Origin of the sequence: Caballeronia sp. J97, assembly GCF_905220305.1 — a bacterium.
Lineage (GTDB): Bacteria > Pseudomonadota > Gammaproteobacteria > Burkholderiales > Burkholderiaceae > Caballeronia.
Genome location: NZ_CAJMZL010000002.1, coordinates 265,301 through 281,201, shown reverse-complemented (window position 1 = coordinate 281,201; position 15,901 = coordinate 265,301). Strand labels below are relative to the sequence as shown.

At 65.1% G+C, this 15,901-nt stretch carries 16 protein-coding genes; all 16 read right to left on the bottom strand.

Annotation, left to right across the window (positions count from 1 at the left end):
* Positions 1-99 precede the first annotated feature (99 nt).
* The 16 genes from hutG to U4Y90_RS05620 all read right to left on the bottom strand — a co-directional run bounded on the left by hutG (position 100) and on the right by U4Y90_RS05620 (position 15,768).
* On the bottom strand, positions 100-906 hold the full coding sequence (gene hutG / locus U4Y90_RS05695; RefSeq protein WP_321793097.1) for an N-formylglutamate deformylase: 807 nt from the start codon (positions 904-906) through the stop codon (positions 100-102).
* Positions 907-914: 8 nt separating this feature from the next.
* Positions 915-2,294 carry a formimidoylglutamate deiminase gene (locus U4Y90_RS05690; RefSeq protein WP_321793095.1) on the bottom strand — a complete coding sequence of 460 codons (1,380 nt, stop codon included), beginning with the start codon at positions 2,292-2,294 and terminating at the stop codon, positions 915-917.
* 31 nt (positions 2,295-2,325) lie between these two features.
* On the bottom strand, positions 2,326-2,919 hold the full coding sequence (locus tag U4Y90_RS05685) for a HutD family protein (RefSeq protein WP_321793445.1): 594 nt from the start codon (positions 2,917-2,919) through the stop codon (positions 2,326-2,328).
* Between the two features lie 5 nt (positions 2,920-2,924).
* The gene (hutC, locus tag U4Y90_RS05680) at positions 2,925-3,620 is read right to left on the bottom strand and encodes a histidine utilization repressor (RefSeq protein WP_321793093.1); all 696 of its coding nucleotides are present in this window, start codon (positions 3,618-3,620) and stop codon (positions 2,925-2,927) included.
* Positions 3,617-5,146, bottom strand: coding sequence for a histidine ammonia-lyase (hutH, locus tag U4Y90_RS05675; protein ID WP_321793091.1), 1,530 nt, complete (start codon positions 5,144-5,146; stop codon positions 3,617-3,619). The genes hutC and hutH overlap by 4 nt, the downstream gene beginning before the upstream one ends.
* Positions 5,147-5,271: 125 nt before the next feature.
* On the bottom strand, positions 5,272-5,745 hold the full coding sequence (locus U4Y90_RS05670; protein WP_321793089.1) for a GNAT family N-acetyltransferase: 474 nt from the start codon (positions 5,743-5,745) through the stop codon (positions 5,272-5,274).
* 174 nt (positions 5,746-5,919) lie between these two features.
* Positions 5,920-6,297 carry a fluoride efflux transporter CrcB gene (gene crcB / locus U4Y90_RS05665; RefSeq protein ID WP_321793087.1) on the bottom strand — a complete coding sequence of 126 codons (378 nt, stop codon included), beginning with the start codon at positions 6,295-6,297 and terminating at the stop codon, positions 5,920-5,922.
* Positions 6,298-6,330: 33 nt separating this feature from the next.
* Positions 6,331-6,549 carry a hypothetical protein gene (locus U4Y90_RS05660; protein ID WP_321793086.1) on the bottom strand — a complete coding sequence of 73 codons (219 nt, stop codon included), beginning with the start codon at positions 6,547-6,549 and terminating at the stop codon, positions 6,331-6,333.
* Between the two features lie 89 nt (positions 6,550-6,638).
* Complete coding sequence (locus U4Y90_RS05655) at positions 6,639-7,463, bottom strand: M55 family metallopeptidase (RefSeq protein WP_321793084.1); 825 nt, start codon at positions 7,461-7,463, stop codon at positions 6,639-6,641.
* The gene (locus tag U4Y90_RS05650; RefSeq protein WP_321793082.1) at positions 7,460-8,476 is read right to left on the bottom strand and encodes a P1 family peptidase; all 1,017 of its coding nucleotides are present in this window, start codon (positions 8,474-8,476) and stop codon (positions 7,460-7,462) included. The genes U4Y90_RS05655 and U4Y90_RS05650 overlap by 4 nt, the downstream gene beginning before the upstream one ends.
* Entirely contained in the window at positions 8,473-9,363 is an 891-nt protein-coding gene (gsiD, locus tag U4Y90_RS05645; protein ID WP_321793080.1) for a glutathione ABC transporter permease GsiD, read from the bottom strand. Before gsiD ends, U4Y90_RS05650 begins: the two co-directional genes overlap by 4 nt.
* 7 nt (positions 9,364-9,370) lie before the next feature.
* Positions 9,371-10,291 carry a glutathione ABC transporter permease GsiC gene (gsiC, locus tag U4Y90_RS05640; RefSeq protein ID WP_321793078.1) on the bottom strand — a complete coding sequence of 307 codons (921 nt, stop codon included), beginning with the start codon at positions 10,289-10,291 and terminating at the stop codon, positions 9,371-9,373.
* 48 nt (positions 10,292-10,339) lie between these two features.
* Positions 10,340-11,887 (bottom strand): glutathione ABC transporter substrate-binding protein GsiB, encoded by a 1,548-nt coding sequence (gene gsiB / locus U4Y90_RS05635; RefSeq protein WP_321793076.1) that lies wholly within the window; start codon positions 11,885-11,887, stop codon positions 10,340-10,342.
* A 25-nt stretch (positions 11,888-11,912) separates the two neighbouring features.
* A complete protein-coding gene (locus tag U4Y90_RS05630) occupies positions 11,913-13,811 on the bottom strand; it encodes a dipeptide ABC transporter ATP-binding protein (RefSeq protein WP_321793075.1) in 1,899 nt (632 codons plus the stop codon).
* Positions 13,808-14,782: an isoaspartyl peptidase/L-asparaginase gene (locus U4Y90_RS05625; RefSeq protein WP_321793072.1), complete on the bottom strand. Its 975-nt coding sequence runs from the start codon at positions 14,780-14,782 to the stop codon at positions 13,808-13,810. Before U4Y90_RS05625 ends, U4Y90_RS05630 begins: the two co-directional genes overlap by 4 nt.
* Entirely contained in the window at positions 14,779-15,768 is a 990-nt protein-coding gene (locus U4Y90_RS05620; RefSeq protein ID WP_321793070.1) for a MurR/RpiR family transcriptional regulator, read from the bottom strand. The genes U4Y90_RS05625 and U4Y90_RS05620 overlap by 4 nt, the downstream gene beginning before the upstream one ends.
* Between the last annotated feature and the right edge of the window lie 133 nt (positions 15,769-15,901).

The following is a 15,901-nucleotide window of genomic DNA, read 5'->3' as shown; positions in this document are numbered from 1 at the left end:
ACAAATAGCCCGACAAGCCGCTTGAGCCCGGCGCGCGTAATCGATTGCAACACTCCCCGTCATTACGCGCGTGCCAGCCAATTGCCATTCACGCGTCAGTCAGGGCGCACGCTTCACATAGGCCAGCGCGGCCGTCACGAGCGCCCGCAACAGCGGCTGGATCGCGCGCGCCTTCGCTTCGTCGTAAGCAAAGGGCGACGATTCTTCCATGTAGCTGACCTGCGTAAGCTCCAGTTGAACCGCGTGCACGCCCTCGGCGGGCTGTCCATAGCGGCGCGTGATATAGCCGCCCTTGAAGCGACCGTTGGCCACCGTCGAAAAGCGTCCGTCGCGCTCGACGATGCCCGCGAGATTCTCGGCCAGCCCCGGCGCCGCCGACGTGCCGTCCGCCGTGCCGAAGTTGAAATCGGTGAGGCGACCCTCGAAAAAGCGCGGCACGACCGAGCGGATCGAATGCGCTTCCCACAGCAGCACGCGGCCGTGCGCCTGCCGCAGCGCATCGAGTTCGCCGGCGAGCGCATCGTGATAAGGCTGCCAGTACATCGCGCGACGCGCATCGATCTGCTCGCGCGACGGCTCGTGGCCCGGCTTGTAGAGCGGCGCCTTGTCGAAGGTGTCGACCGGACAGAGTCCCGTCGTGTCGCGGCCGGGATAGAGATTCGCGTCGTCGGGAGGACGGTTCAGATCGACGACATAGCGCGCGTATTCCGGCGTCAGGATCGATGCGCCCAGCTCGCGCGCAAACGCGTAAAGGCGTTCGAGATGCCAGTCGCAATCCTCGGTGCGTTTTGCGACGGGCGTCATTTCGTCCGCGAGCGCGCAGGGAATTTGCGTGCCCCGGTGCGGAATCGAAATCAGGAGCGGCGCGTCGCCGCGTTCCAGCGTGAAGATCGAAGAGTCGTTCATGGCTGACCTCAATCCAGCAAGCCGCGCAAGGCGGCGCGATACCGCGCGAGCGATTCGTCGTCCTGCGCGTGACGGCGCGCGTCGATCACCTTGCGGCCGGCGACGAAGACATCGCGGATCGGCGACTCGCCGTGTTCGCAGAAGACGGCGCTCGAGAGCCATGTGTCGGGCGCATGCCCGCCGATGCCCGGATGCGCGTCGTCGAGCACGAGCCAGTCCGCTCGCATGCCTTGCGCGAGCGCGCCGACCGGTCGTCCCGTCGCGTGCGCGCCGCCGTCGAGCGCGGCATCGAAGAGACGATCGGCCGGGCGGCTCTGCGTCGGCGACGCGAGCACGTTTCGCTGCTGGCGGCATAGGCGCTGGCCGTATTCGAGCAAACGCAACTCCGAGCGCCAGTCGACGCCGACATGACTATCCGAGCCGACGCCGATGCGCCCGCCCGCATCGAGATATTCGCGCGACGGGAAGACGCCGTCGCCGAGATTCGCCTCGGTCGTGAGACACAGGCCCGCGATCGCGCCGCTCGACGCGAGGCGCGCGCACTCGTTAGCATCGACGTGCGTCGCGTGCACGAGGCACCAGCGCTCATCGACATTGAAGCGCTCCAGCAGCCACTCGACCGGACGCTGCCCCGTGGCCGCGACGCACGCGTCCACTTCGGCGGTCTGCTCCGCGATATGGATGTGCACCGGCGCGCGCGCGAAACGCGCATCGAGCCCTTCGATGACCGCCGCGAGCGATTCGCCCGACACCGCCCGCAGCGAATGCGGCGCGACGCCGTAACGCCGCGCGCCGTTTTCGGGCCGCGAACGCGCGAGCGCGTCGATGAGTGAGAGCAGCGTGTCGGGCGTATTGAGAAAGCGCCGTTGATCGTCGCGCGGCGCGCTCTTGCCGAAGCCGCTGTATTCGTACAGCACCGGCAACATCGTCATGCCGATACCCGCGCGCTCGGCTGCATCGACCACGCGCTCGGCCAGTTCCGCGCGATTCGCGTAAGGCGCGCCATTGGGTGCGTGATGCACGTAATGAAACTCGCACACCGACGTGTAGCCCGCCTTGAGCATCTCGATGTAAAGCCAGTGCGCGATATCCGCGAGCGATTCAGGTCCGATCCGCGCGGCAAAGCGATACATGAGATCGCGCCAGCTCCAGAACGTATCGGCGACGCTCGCGCGATATTCGGTGAGGCCCGCCATCGCGCGCTGGAACGCGTGCGAATGCAGGTTCGGCATGCCGGGCACGATCGGCCCCTTCGCCCGCTCGACGCCCGCCGGCGCCACGCTGTCGGGCGCTGCGCGCACGAGCGTGCCGGCGTCGTCCCATTCGAGCAGCACGTCGCGTCGCCAGCCCCCGGCGAGGCGCGCGTGCTCCGCGAAGAATGCGTTCATGTCCTGTCTCCCTTGCTATGTCGATGCGCGGCTACTCGCGAGCCGTCCGCCTGTCCTGCACCATGTCGATGCCGATGTGCAGCCACGATGCGCCTTCCCGCACGGTGCATTCCAGCGCGCCTGCGCGCTCGACACGCAAGGTGTCTCCTGCTTCGAGCGTATGGCGCGTGTCATCGGCGAGTTTGATATCGATACGGCCTTGCGCGCAGAACAGAAACGTCAGGTCGTGGTCGAGCGTCAGCGCGCATGATGTGCGCCCGGCGTTGACCGTCGCGCGGGCGCGATCACGGCGCAGCATCACGTTGAAATCGCGCGTCGGGCCATCGAGCAGCGCCGCTTGAATCGGTGTCTCCCCGGCGAAGCGCGCCATCGTGAGCGGCGCATCGAGCACGTGCACGCCGCCGCCCGCTTCTGTCAGACGCATGCCCGCGCCACCGAGCAGCACGAGCACGCGATCGACGCCCGCGAAATTGGAGAATGCGCCATCGGCGGCCACGTCGGCGAGCGACAGACGCCACGCGAACGCATCGAGCGACGCGCCTTGCGGCCCCGCCGCGATCTCGCGCGTGATCCCGCCGCCGTTCTTCCACGGCGTGGGCGTGAGCGAATCGGCACGAATGATCATCACGTTCAGAAGTGTCCGGTGAATTGGTAGCGATCGCCCGGATGCCAGAGATTCGCCACCGACGCCACCGCATCGCGCGACCACGTGCGCCGATGCAGCAGCAGACACGGCTCGTGCTCCGCCATCGCGAGCGCGAGCCGGATCTCCGCCGATGGCACCGACGCCTCGATCCGATACTCGACGCGCTGCAGCGGCGCGGCCGTCATCAGGTACTGGTTCGGCGTGATCGTCGTGAAATCCTGGCGCGCGTATTCCGGCGCGAGCGCGGGATTCACGTAACGCTCTTCCACCTGCACCGGCTCGTCGTTCTCGAAGTGCAGCACGCGCGAATGAAACACCGGGCTGCCGAGCGTGAGATGCATTTCGGCGGCGAGCGATTCATCGACGATCGACGCGCCGAGATGCAGCACTTGCGCGCTATATGCGTGGCCGCGCGCGACGATTTCATCGGAAATGCTGCGGATCTCGACCAGCGTCGATGCGTATTTCGGCTGCGCGACGAAGGTGCCCGCGCCCTGCACGCGCGTCAGCACCTGATCGGCGGTCAGCTCGCGCAGCGCGCGGTTCACCGTCATGCGCGCGACCTTGAACTCGCGCGCGAGCTCGTTCTCGGAGGGCACCTGATCGCCCTCCTTCCACTCGCCGATATGAATGCGCTGGAGAATGTAGTCCTTGATCTCCTGATACGCGGGCGTGTTCATGCAGGCTGTTCCGACGCGAACGAGAGCGGGCTGTGCTGCGCGATCGCGCCGTCCTGCACGAGCGTCGCGATTGCGGCGATGTCGGGCGCGAAGTAATGGTCGAGATCGTAGTGCGGGACGTGCGCGCGCAGCGTCTTCATTACTTCGAGGAGCGGCGCGCTCGTCTGATGCGGCGCGCGCAGATCGACGCCTTGCGCCGCCGCGAGCAGCTCGATCGCGAGGATGTTCGCGGTGTTGCTGGCGATGTCGCCGAGCTTGCGCGCGGCGAACGTCGCCATCGAAACGTGATCTTCCTGGTTGGCCGAAGTCGGCAGCGAATCGACCGATGCCGGATGCGCGAGCGTCTTGTTCTCCGATGCAAGCGCGGCCGCCGTCACGTGCGCGATCATGAAGCCCGAGTTGACGCCGCCGTCGCGCACCAGGAAAGGCGGCAGGCCCGAAAGCGTCGCGTCGATCAGCAGCGCGATGCGGCGCTCCGCGAGCGCGCCGATTTCGGCCGCGGCGAGCGCGAGGTTGTCGGCGGCGAATGCAACCGGCTCCGCGTGGAAGTTGCCGCCCGACAGCACCTCGCCGGTGTCGGGGAAGATCAGCGGATTGTCGGACACGGCGTTCGATTCGACGAGCAGGATGTCGGCGGCATGACGCATCTGGTCGAGGCACGCGCCCATCACCTGCGGCTGGCAGCGCAGGCTGTACGGGTCCTGCACCTTCTCGCAGTCGGCGTGCGACAGATTGATGCCCGAGCCCTTCAGCAGCGTGCGGTACGCCGCCGCGGACTCCATCTGCCCGCGATGACCGCGCAGTTCATGGATGCGCGCGTCGAACGGAACGACCGAGCCCGCGGCCGCATCGACCGACAATGCGCCCGCGACGAGTCCGGTGCGGAACAGGTCCTCGATCGCGAAGAGGTTGTAGAGCGCGAGCGCCGCCGACGCCTGCGTGCCGTTCAGCAACGCGAGACCTTCCTTCGCCTGCAGTGTCAGCGGCTTGAGACCCGCGACCGCGAGACCGTCGAGCGCACTCGCGCGCTCGCCGCGAATCGTCACTTCGCCGATGCCGAGCAGCACCGTCGACATATGCGCGAGCGGCGCGAGATCGCCCGAGGCGCCGACCGAGCCCTTGATCGGTATGATCGGCAGCACGTCGGCGTTGAAGAGCGTGATGAGCGCGTCGATGACTTCGCGGCGGATGCCCGAATGGCCGCGCCCGAGACTCGACAGCTTGAGCGCCATCAGGAGGCGCACGACCGGACGCGACATCGGCTCGCCGACGCCCACCGCATGCGACAGCACGAGATTCTTCTGCAGCAGTTCCAGTTGATCGGCCGGAATGTGCGTATTGGCGAGCCGCCCGAAGCCCGTATTGATGCCGTAAGCCGGATCGCCCTTTGCGGCAATCGCGGCGACGGCGTGGGCGCTGGCGTCGATGGCGTCGAAGCTGGCCGGATCGAGCCGAAGCGGGTCCGAGCCTCGCGCGATGCGGCGCAGTTGCGGCAGAGTCAGTTTTCCGGGCGTGAGCGTGATCATGGTTCGTCCTGTCTATACAAGTTAGACTCAAGTCTAAACGGGCTGAAAGGACGAAACAAGGGGTTATCCGGGATTTCACTAGGTCCATCCCGGGTAATTCGCCAAACTTGTCTATACAGATTTGATTACAGCACTTTTTCCATCACGAACTGGACGAAGCGCTGCTGACGCACGACGACCGCGCGCGCCAGCAACATCGTGAAGCCGCAATATTCGAAGAACGGCCGCCCGGTGACGCTCGAATACGTATGCAGCGTGGTCAGGCCGGCTTCGTCGGCTTCGGCCTCGATGCGCGCGAGCAGCGACGTCGCCACGCTTTTGCGCTGATGCTTCGGGTCGACGAACATCATGTCGATGAGACCGTTTTTTCCGAGATCGGCGAAACCCGCCAATGCGCCATCGACAAGTCCGACCCATGTCGGGCGGCTCGCGCGCGCGAGTTCCCATTCGTCGCGGTCGGCCTGCGCCCAGGCTTCGATCTGCGCTTCGGTGTAGTCGGCCGAAGCGGTTTCGCGAATGGCGCGTTGGAACAGATCGATCACACCGTCGAGATCGCTTGCACGATACGGTCTGACTTCGATGAGCGGCAGCCCTGGCATTTCATCACCTTCGTTACTGTAAAAAATAAAAAAACGCTGCAGAGGCAGCGAGGGTCTAGCGTTGAAAACGCGGAAAAAATCTGTATGGGAATGAGTTGGAATCGGGTGCGCGCAAACGTTCAAATCGCCGGGAACAGGATGTCGAAGCGTGCCGATCAAGAGTCCTTCAGGAATTCAGGAAGCCACCGCCACGGTCGCGATTCCGAGCGCGGTCATCAGCAGCGACGCGGAAACGTGGATCGCGATTTCGGCGAACGCCCAGCCGAGCCGCCCTTGCTGCAGATGCGCGACCACTTCGGCGGAGAACGTGGAAAACGTGGAAAGGCCGCCCATCAATCCGGTGATGATGAAGAGCCGCCATTCCACCGGGATATCCGGAACGCGCGCGAAAAACGCGACCGCCACGCCGATGATGTAACCCGCGATGACGTTCGCCGCGAACGTACCGAGCGGCAGATTCGGAAAAATCGCATTCAGGCGCAGGCCGAGGGCCCATCTGAGCAACGATCCCAGTCCGCCTCCGAGCCCCACGGCGATGATCGACAGATACATGAAGTGTGTGAAATCGGTTCGAAATTAACTGCGTTATGCGTCGCGGGCGAGCCGGTCGATCAGCGCGCCGCGGCTCGTCTCGACGATCCAGCCGCTTTTGTGCCGCACATGCGCCGCCCAGGTTCCGTCGCGCCGTTGCTCCCAGCAGCCGGCTTCATGGCCGTCGATGAAGAGCGAGCCGCGCACGACGAGTTGAGGGTCGGCGGGGTCGAGCACTTCGTCATCGTTGTGTTGGAGCTTCACGGTGTGCATGAGCGTCGTCTGCAAAAACACGTCAAAACCAGCGCGGGTCTCGCACGTAACGCCATTCTAACGATACTCAAAGCGCGTGGTTCAAACTCTCACCGTATCATGAAGGACATTGCCGAAAGGCAATTGAGTGTCCGCACGACATGCTCGACCGATGACGCATCGAAAGCGAGCGTCACGGCATCGATGCGCTCGAGCGTCGGCCATTGGCAAAAGAGATCGGTGAATGCCGTCGTCTGCACGCGCAATTCGCAGCGGTGTCCGGTGAGCGCCGCGCGTTTCGGATGGCCTGAAGACTGAGCCGCTTCGATGGTTTCGCGCGCGGCGAGCCGAATCGCCTCGCATGCCGCGGCGGGCGTTTCGGTCACGCCGCTCGAATAGCCGTGCGCGGTCTTCACGCACACGAAGCGCGCGCCGGGAAACGCGAGCAGTGTCTCGGCGCCGAACACGTCATCGCCCGTGAGCAACGCGACGCGCGCGCCGTGTTCCTCGGCGAGCCTGCCGTAAAGCCCTGCCTCGCCGACTTCCTCGCCATCGAGCATCACGCGCGCGAAGGCGCCGCTGTTGATCGTATGCGCGAGAATGCCGCGGCTTTGCGCGCGCGCGTGATAGCCGATCATGAACACCACATCCGGCGATGCTTCCAGCCCCGCCATCATGCCGAAGGTACGCGGCTTGCCGAGTATGAGGCGCGTGCGTTGATCGAGCAGATCGGGCAGCAGATTGCGAAAGCCGCCGTGCGAATCGTTGATCCACACTTGCGTCGCGCCGCCGTCGAACGCGCCCTGCGCGGCCGCGTTCGCTTCGCGCGTCATCCAGCGGCGCGCCTGCTCGTATTCGGCGTTGCCGGCGCGCGTCTGCTCCGGATGAAATACGCCCGCGATGCCTTCGATGTCCACCGAGATCAGCACTTTCATGATCGTGTTTTCAATGCGTCCCTGAGCGAGATGCGCCGATGACCCTCGCGCCCGGCGACCGTTTCCGCGCTGAAGAGCGCATCGAGGATCGCCTGTTCGACGCTGTCGGCCGCAGCCTGAAAGAGGGGATCGAGCCGCGCGTCGCTAACGAGCGGCGGCACGACGATGAAGTCCGCATCGTGCTGCACCGTGTACGCGGTCGTGAAGGCGAGCGCGATGTCGCCGCTGCCGTGACCGTAGACCGATCCGGTGCGCGCGAGTCCGACGGCGGCGCGCATCGCGAGACGGCGCAATTGGCGCGCATCGAGCGGCGCATCGGTTGCGATGAGCATGATGATCGAGCCTTGCTCGGGTTTCATCGGCGCCCGGCTTTCGGCGTGCAAAGTACGCCCGAGCGCCTCGCCTGCAATCGTGAGTTGCGGCAGGCGGCCGAAGTTCGCGAGCACGAGCGCGCCTGTCGTGTACGTGTGCTCGTCGATGTCCACGATGCGCGAGGCCGAGCCGATGCCGCCCTTCAACTCGAAGCACGACATGCCGCGCCCCGCCCCCACCGCGCCGCGCTCGAAATCGACGTTGCACGCAGCGAGCGCGCTCAGGTAGTGCGCTTCGTGAATCGCGAGCGCCTGCATGTCGTTGAGATAGCCGTCGTTGCATTCGAACACGAGCGGATTCACGCTAGGGTCCTCGCGGCCGATGCGCGGATTCGCAGCGACCGCCGCGCGAATCTGCGCATTGGCCACCGTGCCGACGCCGAAAGTATTGGTCAATGCGATCGGTGTTTCGATGACGCCGAGCTCTTCGACCTGCACGAGCCCCACGCTCTTGCCGAAGCCGTTGATCACGCACGCCGCGGCCGGCACCTTGTCGCGATAGACGTCGCCGTCATGCGGACGCATCACCGTGACGCCGGTTTGCACCGCGCCTTGCGCAAGCGTGCAATGACCGACCGACACGCCCGCGACATCGGCGATCGTGCCGCGCGGCCCGGCTCGCAGCGAACCGATATGCATCATGGCCGGTCGAGCTTCGGATCGAGCGCGTCGCGCAGGCCGTCGCCGAGCAGATTGAACGCGAGCACCGTGAAGAAGATCGCGAGGCTCGGGAAGATGGCGACGTGCGGGGCTATCGCCATGTCGGCGCGCGCTTCGTTGAGCATCGCGCCCCACTCGGGCGTCGGCGGTTGCGCGCCGAGTCCGAGGAACGAGAGACTCGCCGCCGTGATGATCGACGTGCCGATGCGCATCGTGAAGTACACGACCACCGATGAAATCGTGCCGGGAAAAATATGCCGCGCGAGTATCGTCCAGTCCGATGCGCCGATGCTCTTCGCCGCCTCGATATACGTGAGGTGCTTCAGCGCGAGCGTGTTGCCGCGCACGAGCCGCGCGAACGCGGGAATGCTGAAGATCGCGACCGCGCAGACCACGTTCACCATGCCGTTGCCAAGAATCGCGACGACGCCGATCGCGAGCAGAATGCCCGGAAACGCGAACAGCACGTCCGCGATGCGCATCACGATGCGGTCCCACCATCCTTCGTAATAGCCCGCGAGCAATCCGAAGAACGTGCCGATGACCGCGCCGAGCACGACGGAGAGCAGGCCCGCCGTCAACGATATGCGGCTGCCGACCAGTATGCGGCTGAGAATGTCGCGGCCCAACGAGTCGACACCGAACCAGTGCGCCGCCGACGGACCGGCATTGAGCGCGTCGTAGTCGAAGTAGTTCTCGGGATCGTAAGGCGCGATATACGGTGCGATGATCGCGATCACGATCAACAGCAACACGAACACGGCGGCGATCATCGCGACGTGTTGCTGTCTGAACTTGCGCCAGAACTCGGTCCACGGCGTGCGAATCTCTTGCGGCGCATTCGCCGCGCTTTCGGCTGTCACGCTCATCGCGTCCTCACTTGAAACGGATGGTCGGATTGATGATCGCGTACAGCACGTCCACGATCAGATTGATCACGATGAACTCCAGCGAGAACAGGAGCACCTCCGCCTGAATCACGGGATAGTCGCGCATCTCGACGGCATCGACGAGCAGGCGGCCCAGGCCCGGCCAGTTGAACACCTTCTCGACGACGATCGAGCCTCCGAGCAGAAAGCCGAATTGCAGGCCCATCATCGTGACGACGGGGATCATCGCGTTGCGCAGGCAGTGCTTCACGATGACCATAGGTTCGTGCACGCCTTTCGCGCGCGCGGTGCGTACGAAGTCTTCGCCGAGCACTTCCACGAACGACGCGCGCGTGAAGCGCGCCATCACGGCGGCCACCGCCGCGCCCAACGTGATCGACGGAAGCACGTAGCCCTTCCATGTGCCGTCATCGACGATCGGCAGCCAGCCGAGCTTCACCGAGAAGATTTCCATCAGCAGCATGCCGAGCGCGAACGCCGGAAACGAAATGCCCGAGACCGCGAGCGTCATGCCCAATCGATCCGGCCAGCGATTGCGCCACACCGCCGACACGATGCCGATCGCCATGCCGAAGATCACCGCCCACACCATGCTCGCGAGCGTGAGCCACAGGGTCGGCATGAAGCGCTCGGCGATTTCCGTCGACACCGGCCGCTTGCTGCGCGTCGACATGCCGAAATCGAAATGCACGACCTTGCCGAAGAAGTTCACGAGCTGCTGCGGCAGCGGCTTGTCGAGGCCGAGATCGGCGCGCACGAGCGCGACGGTCGCTTCGTCGGCTTCCGCGCCCGCGGCGAGCCGTGCGGGATCGCCCGGCAGCATGTGTACGAAGAAGAATACGAGCACCGCGACGATGAAGAGCGTCGGCAGCAGACCCAGCAGGCGTTTGGCGATGAAGTTGAGCATCGTGTGCGACTCGAAAGGACCGGGCCGCGCGGGCCCGGTCATCGTGCATCATTTGATTGCGATTTCGTCGAAGTTGAACGAACCGTCCGGCATCACATACGCGCCCGACAGACGCTTGCTGCGCGCATACACGACCTTTTCCGTGACGAGGAAGATCCACGGCGCATCGGCCCAGATGCGTTTTTGCGCATCGGCGTAGAGCTTGGCTTTCTCGCCGCGGTCGGTCGTCGCCAGCGCTTTCGACAGATCGTCATCGACCTGATCGTTCTTGTAGTACGCGGTGTTGAAGAGCTTCGGCGGGAACGAGGAACCGCCGAGCAGCGGCGAGATCGCCCAGTCTGCTTCGCCCGTCGACGACGACCAGCCGATGTAGAGCATGCGCACCGGCGCCGTCTTCGGATCGGGCGCGCTCTCGATGCGCTGCACGCGCTGCCCCGCTTCGAGCGCTTCGACCGAAGCCTTCACGCCCACTTGCGCGAGTTGCTGCTGCACGAACTGGATGATCTTCTGCGCGGTCGTGTGGTTATAGCCCGACCACAGCACGGTTTCGAAGCCGTTCGGATAGCCCGCTTCCTTCAGCAGCTCGCGCGCCTTCGCGGGATCGTATTTCCACGGCCCGAGCTTCGTCGCGTAGTCGACGCCCGGCGGCACGACGCCTTCGGCCGGCACGGCATATCCCGCGAACGCGACCTTGACGAGCGCTTCCTTGTTGATCGCGTAGTTCATCGCCTCGCGCACCTTCGGATTGTCGAAGGGCTTCTGCAGCGTGTTCATGCTGACGTAGCGCTGGATGATCGACGGCGCCGCGATCAGATCGACCTTCGGGCTCGACTTGAGCGTCGCGGCCTGCTCGAAGGGGATCGAGAACGCGAAATCCGCTTCGCCCGTCTGCATCAGGGCCGCGCGCGTGTTGTTGTCGACCACGGGCTTCCAGTCGATCATGTCGATCTTCGGCAAGCCCTTCTGCCAGTAGCCGGCGAACTTCTTCACCTTCAGGTCGTCGGTCTGCTTCCATTCGACGAACTCGAACGGGCCCGTGCCGACCGGATGAAACGCGATGTCCTTGCCGTACTTCTTCAGCGCGGCAGGCGAGATCATCACCGCCGACGGATGCGCGAGCACGTTGATGAACGCCGAGAACGGAATCTTCAGCGTGATCTTCACCGTGTACGGGTCGACCACTTCTGTCTTCTCGATCTTGTTGAAAAGGTTGTAGCGCTTGAGCTTGTTATCCGGGTTCGTCACGCGGTCGAACACGGCCTTCACCGCGTCCGCGTTGAAATCGGTGCCGTCCTGGAACTTCACGTCACGGCGCAGATGGATCGTGTAGACCTTCGCGTCCGGGCTCGCCTCGTAGCTCGTCGCGAGCACGTTGCGAATCTTCATGTCCTTGTCGAAACCGAAGAGGCCCTCGTAGAACGACTTCGCCACCGCTTGCGAGAGCGTGTCGTTGGCATCGTACGGGTCCATCGTCGTGAAGGTCGAGGCGACGGCCATCACGGCCGTGCTCTGCGCATGCGCGGCGGCCGGCGCGAGAACGGTCAGTGTGGCGAACGCGCTTGCTGCGAGCATCGCGCGCAATCTGAAGGACGGCATCGTTGGACTCCTTGTTGAAGTGCTTCTAGTAAGCGCCGCCAACGTGATGCTCGGCGACAAAGTGATCTGGTCCGACGGCAACCAGTCTTGCGACGATCGGCTCATCGCCGAGCTTGCGGATCGGGCTCGGAATCTCGTCGGCGGCGAGCATGCGCTTCGCATGTCTGCGTGCCGGATCGGCCACCGGCACCGCGCTCATCAGCTTGCGCGTGTACGGATGACGCGGCGCTTCGAACACCGCCGCGCGCGGCCCGATCTCGACGATCTGCCCGAGATACATCACCGCCACGCGATGGCTCACGCGCTCCACCACCGCCATGTCGTGCGAGATGAAGAGATACGCGACGCCGAGTTCGCGCTGCAGATCGAGCATCAGATTGACGATCTGGGCCCGCACCGAGACATCGAGCGCGGACACGGATTCGTCGGCGATCACGACCTTCGGGTTCAGCGCGAGCGCACGCGCGATCGCGATGCGCTGCCTCTGACCGCCCGAGAATTCATGCGGATACCGTTGCGCGGCTTCCGGCGGCAAGCCGACCTTTTCGAGTAGCCAGTCGACGCGCGCCTGCGCCTCCTTGCCGCTCGCGACACCATGCACTAGGAGCGGCTCCATCACGGAGAAGCCGACCGTCAGACGCGGATTGAGCGACGCGAACGGGTCCTGAAAAATGAACTGGATATTGCGCCGCAGCGCCTGTAACGCGTGGCCTTCGAGCTTGCTGATGTCGCGCCCGTCGAACTCGATGGAACCGCTCTGGCTCTCGACGAGCTTCAGCAGCGAGCGCCCCGTCGTGGACTTGCCGCAACCCGATTCGCCGACGAGCGCGAGCGTTTCGCCCGCGCGCAGATCGAAGCTCACGCGCTCGACCGCATGGACCGCCGCCGTCGTGCGGCCGAACAAGCCGCTCTTCACCGGAAAGCGGGTGACGAGATCGCGCACGCGCAGTATCGGCTCGACGGTTTCATCGACGGCGGGCTGCTGCTCCTTCTCGACCGCTTCCGACGGACGCAGTGCGCTCGCGTCGTCGGGCGCGATTTCGGCCGGCTCGATTTCGAGGATCGGGAATTTCGCGGGACGATCGGTGCCACGCATTGCGCCGAGCGTCGGCACGGCGGCGAGCAGCGCCTTCGTGTACGGATGTTTCGGCGCATGAAACAGCACGTCCGATGGCGCCTCTTCCACCTTCTCGCCGCGATACATCACGAGCACGCGATCCGCCACTTCGGCGACCACGCCCATGTCGTGCGTGATGAAGATCACGCCCATGTTCATCTCGTCCTGCAGGCCGCGCACGAGTTGCAGGATCTGCGCCTGGATGGTCACGTCGAGCGCGGTGGTGGGCTCGTCGGCGATCAGGAGCGCGGGCTTGCACGAAAGCGCCATCGCGATCATCACGCGCTGGCGCATGCCGCCCGACAACTGATGCGGATAGCGCGCGAACACGCGCTTCGCTTCGGGAATGCGCACGAGATCGAGCAGACGCAACGCTTCGGCGCGTGCATCCGCGCGGCTCTTGCCCTGATGCAGCGCAATGGCTTCCGCGATCTGGTCGCCGACCGTGAACACCGGATTGAGCGATGTCATCGGCTCCTGAAAGATCATCGCGATGTCCGCGCCGCGCACGCTGCGCATCGTCGCGGACGACGCTTTCGCGAGATCGTGAACCTGCCCGTTGCGCCGGCGAAACGCGATGCTGCCCGACACGATCCGGCCGCCGCCGTGCTCGACGAGACGCATCAGCGCGAGCGATGTCACCGATTTGCCCGAGCCCGATTCGCCGACGATCGCGAGTGTCTCGCCGCGATCCACGGTGAACGAGATGTTGCGCACGGCCTCGACGGTGCGCGAACGCGAGCGGAACGACACCGACAGATCGCGCACGTCGATGACGCGGGAATCGGGCAAGGTCGCGTTCATCATCGATAGATCGCCGTGACGGGCGCTTCGCCCACGCGCGCGAAGCCGCGATACATGCCTTCCGTGTTGAACGGCAGCACGACGTTGCCTTTCGCATCGATGGCCACGAGGCCACCGCGCCCTTCGATGCGCGGCAGCTTGTTCATCACGACATCGTTCGATGCTTCCTCCAGCGACACGCCGCGATATTCCATCTGCGCCGATACGTCATATGCCGCGAGCATGCGGATGAACATCTCGCCCGTGCCCGTGGTCGAGACCGCGCAAGTCGCGTCGTTCGCATAGCAGCCCGCGCCGATCAGCGGCGCATCGCCGACGCGCCCCGCCTGCTTGTTCGTGATGCCGCCCGTCGATGTCGCCGCGGCGAGATGACCGTTCGCGTCGAGCGCGACCGCGCCGACCGTGCCGAACTTCTTGTCCGGATCGATGGGATCGACGGCGTCGTTCGTGAAAGCGAACTTCGTCGCGGCGTCGTGATCGAGCATCGTGCCCGATGTGCCGCGCGCCTTCTGCCATTGCTGATAACGCGCCTCCGTGTAGAAGTACGACGGATCGACGAATTCGAGACCTTGCGCCCCGGCGAACGCCTCCGCGCCCGCCCCCGTGAACATCACGTGATCGCTCACGTCGAGCACGCGGCGCGCGGCGAGCACCGGATTCTTCACGCGCGTCACGCAACTGATCGCGCCGGCTTCGAGCGTCGCGCCGTCCATCACCGACGCATCGAGCTCGTGCGTGCCGGCTGCCGTGAACACCGCGCCATGACCCGCGTTGAAGAGCGGACAGTCTTCCAGCAGACGCACGGCTTCGGTAACGGCGTCGAGCGCGCTGCCGCCATCGGCGAGCACGCGCTGGCCCGCGCCGAGGATGTCGGTGAGCGCCGCGTGATAGCGCTCTTCCGTTTCGGCATTCATCGCGCTGCGCAGGATCGTGCCTGCGCCGCCGTGGATCGCAATGACTGGTGTGGCATTCATGATTCGCGCGGTTCCGTGTGAGTGTGTCGTTTCGCAACGGTGCGGCGCGTGGCCTGAACGGCCTGTTGCGCCCCTGTCTGCGCCTTCTTTGGAATCGACGGCGCGACGAGCCACGGCAAAACGAATTCGGTCAATCCCGATGCAGCCTCGACCGAGCGCTTGGCCCGATGCGCGACCGCGTCGCACAGCGCTTCGATGACGGCGAGCACCGCGGTATCGCAATTCGCCGCGAGCCTGCGCTCGGCGTGAATCGCGAGCAGGAGATCCGCGACCTGCGCGAGCGGCGAAGCGACGCTGTCCGTCAACGCGACGACACGCAAGCCATGATCGTGCGCGAGCCGCGCCAGCGTGATGGTGTCATCGACATAACGCGGAAACGCGATCGCGACGAGCACGTCGCCGCGCGACGCCGTGAACAGCCTGCGCGCCGCGTGCGACGGTCCGCCCATCAGCGCGAGCGACTGCACGTTCGCGCAATACGGCGTGAGGCCGTGCTCCATCAGTCCGGCGAGAAACGCGCTCGCGCCATAGCCGACCACGAAGACGCGCGGCGCGGCGAGGATCGTGTCGACGATCGCCTCCGCCTTCGCGCCATCGACCGATGTTTGCGCGAGACGCAGATTCGCCGCCGCCTGTGCGAGCGATGCGTCGAATACTTCCGGGCCGCTCGCCGGCGATTCCAGCGCGGTGCGCAAACGCTCGACCGGCGCGATGGTCGCCTCGAAGCCGCGCACGAGCGCCTCTCGAAACGCCGGATAACCGGAGAAACCGAGCGCGCGCGCGAAACGGTTCGCCGTCGCCACCGACGCGCCCACCGCGCCCGCCAGCTCGTCGATGCGCATCGTCGCCGAACGGAACAGGTTCGCCAGCACGAACGCCCCCATGCGCCGATGAATCGGCGTGAGCGTCGGCATGGCCGCCGCGATGCGCGCGGAAATCAGATCGTCGGCGCTCGCCGGCGCACGGACCGATAGTGAACGGGACATGGAATGCGCTGCGCTCTCATGGCGATGGCACGCGATGAAACTATATTTACTCGAAAAACCGGCCAAAAAAAATTCATTTTCATCGAACTCGGGTTTTCGATAAGGCGCGCGAGTGGGCCGCGTCCGATGCATC

Bases quoted from the DNA above. Each gene is read 5' to 3' on its own strand.
- U4Y90_RS05655 (WP_321793084.1), bottom strand. From the start codon at position 7,463: ATGAAAGTGCTGATCTCGGTGGACATCGAAGGCATCGCGGGCGTATTT.
- crcB (WP_321793087.1), bottom strand. From the start codon at position 6,297: ATGTATCTGTCGATCATCGCCGTGGGGCTCGGAGGCGGACTGGGATCG.
- U4Y90_RS05625 (WP_321793072.1), bottom strand. From the start codon at position 14,782: ATGAATGCCACACCAGTCATTGCGATCCACGGCGGCGCAGGCACGATC.
- U4Y90_RS05685 (WP_321793445.1), bottom strand. From the start codon at position 2,919: ATGATCATTCGTGCCGATTCGCTCACGCCCACGCCGTGGAAGAACGGC.
- gsiD (WP_321793080.1), bottom strand. From the start codon at position 9,363: ATGAGCGTGACAGCCGAAAGCGCGGCGAATGCGCCGCAAGAGATTCGC.
- U4Y90_RS05690 (WP_321793095.1), bottom strand. From the start codon at position 2,294: ATGAACGCATTCTTCGCGGAGCACGCGCGCCTCGCCGGGGGCTGGCGA.
- hutG (WP_321793097.1), bottom strand. From the start codon at position 906: ATGAACGACTCTTCGATCTTCACGCTGGAACGCGGCGACGCGCCGCTC.
- hutC (WP_321793093.1), bottom strand. From the start codon at position 3,620: ATGAACACGCCCGCGTATCAGGAGATCAAGGACTACATTCTCCAGCGC.
- hutH (WP_321793091.1), bottom strand. From the start codon at position 5,146: ATGATCACGCTCACGCCCGGAAAACTGACTCTGCCGCAACTGCGCCGC.
- U4Y90_RS05670 (WP_321793089.1), bottom strand. From the start codon at position 5,745: ATGCCAGGGCTGCCGCTCATCGAAGTCAGACCGTATCGTGCAAGCGAT.
- gsiC (WP_321793078.1), bottom strand. From the start codon at position 10,291: ATGCTCAACTTCATCGCCAAACGCCTGCTGGGTCTGCTGCCGACGCTC.
- U4Y90_RS05630 (WP_321793075.1), bottom strand. From the start codon at position 13,811: ATGATGAACGCGACCTTGCCCGATTCCCGCGTCATCGACGTGCGCGAT.
- U4Y90_RS05620 (WP_321793070.1), bottom strand. From the start codon at position 15,768: ATGTCCCGTTCACTATCGGTCCGTGCGCCGGCGAGCGCCGACGATCTG.
- U4Y90_RS05650 (WP_321793082.1), bottom strand. From the start codon at position 8,476: ATGATGCATATCGGTTCGCTGCGAGCCGGGCCGCGCGGCACGATCGCC.
- U4Y90_RS05660 (WP_321793086.1), bottom strand. From the start codon at position 6,549: ATGCACACCGTGAAGCTCCAACACAACGATGACGAAGTGCTCGACCCC.
- gsiB (WP_321793076.1), bottom strand. From the start codon at position 11,887: ATGCCGTCCTTCAGATTGCGCGCGATGCTCGCAGCAAGCGCGTTCGCC.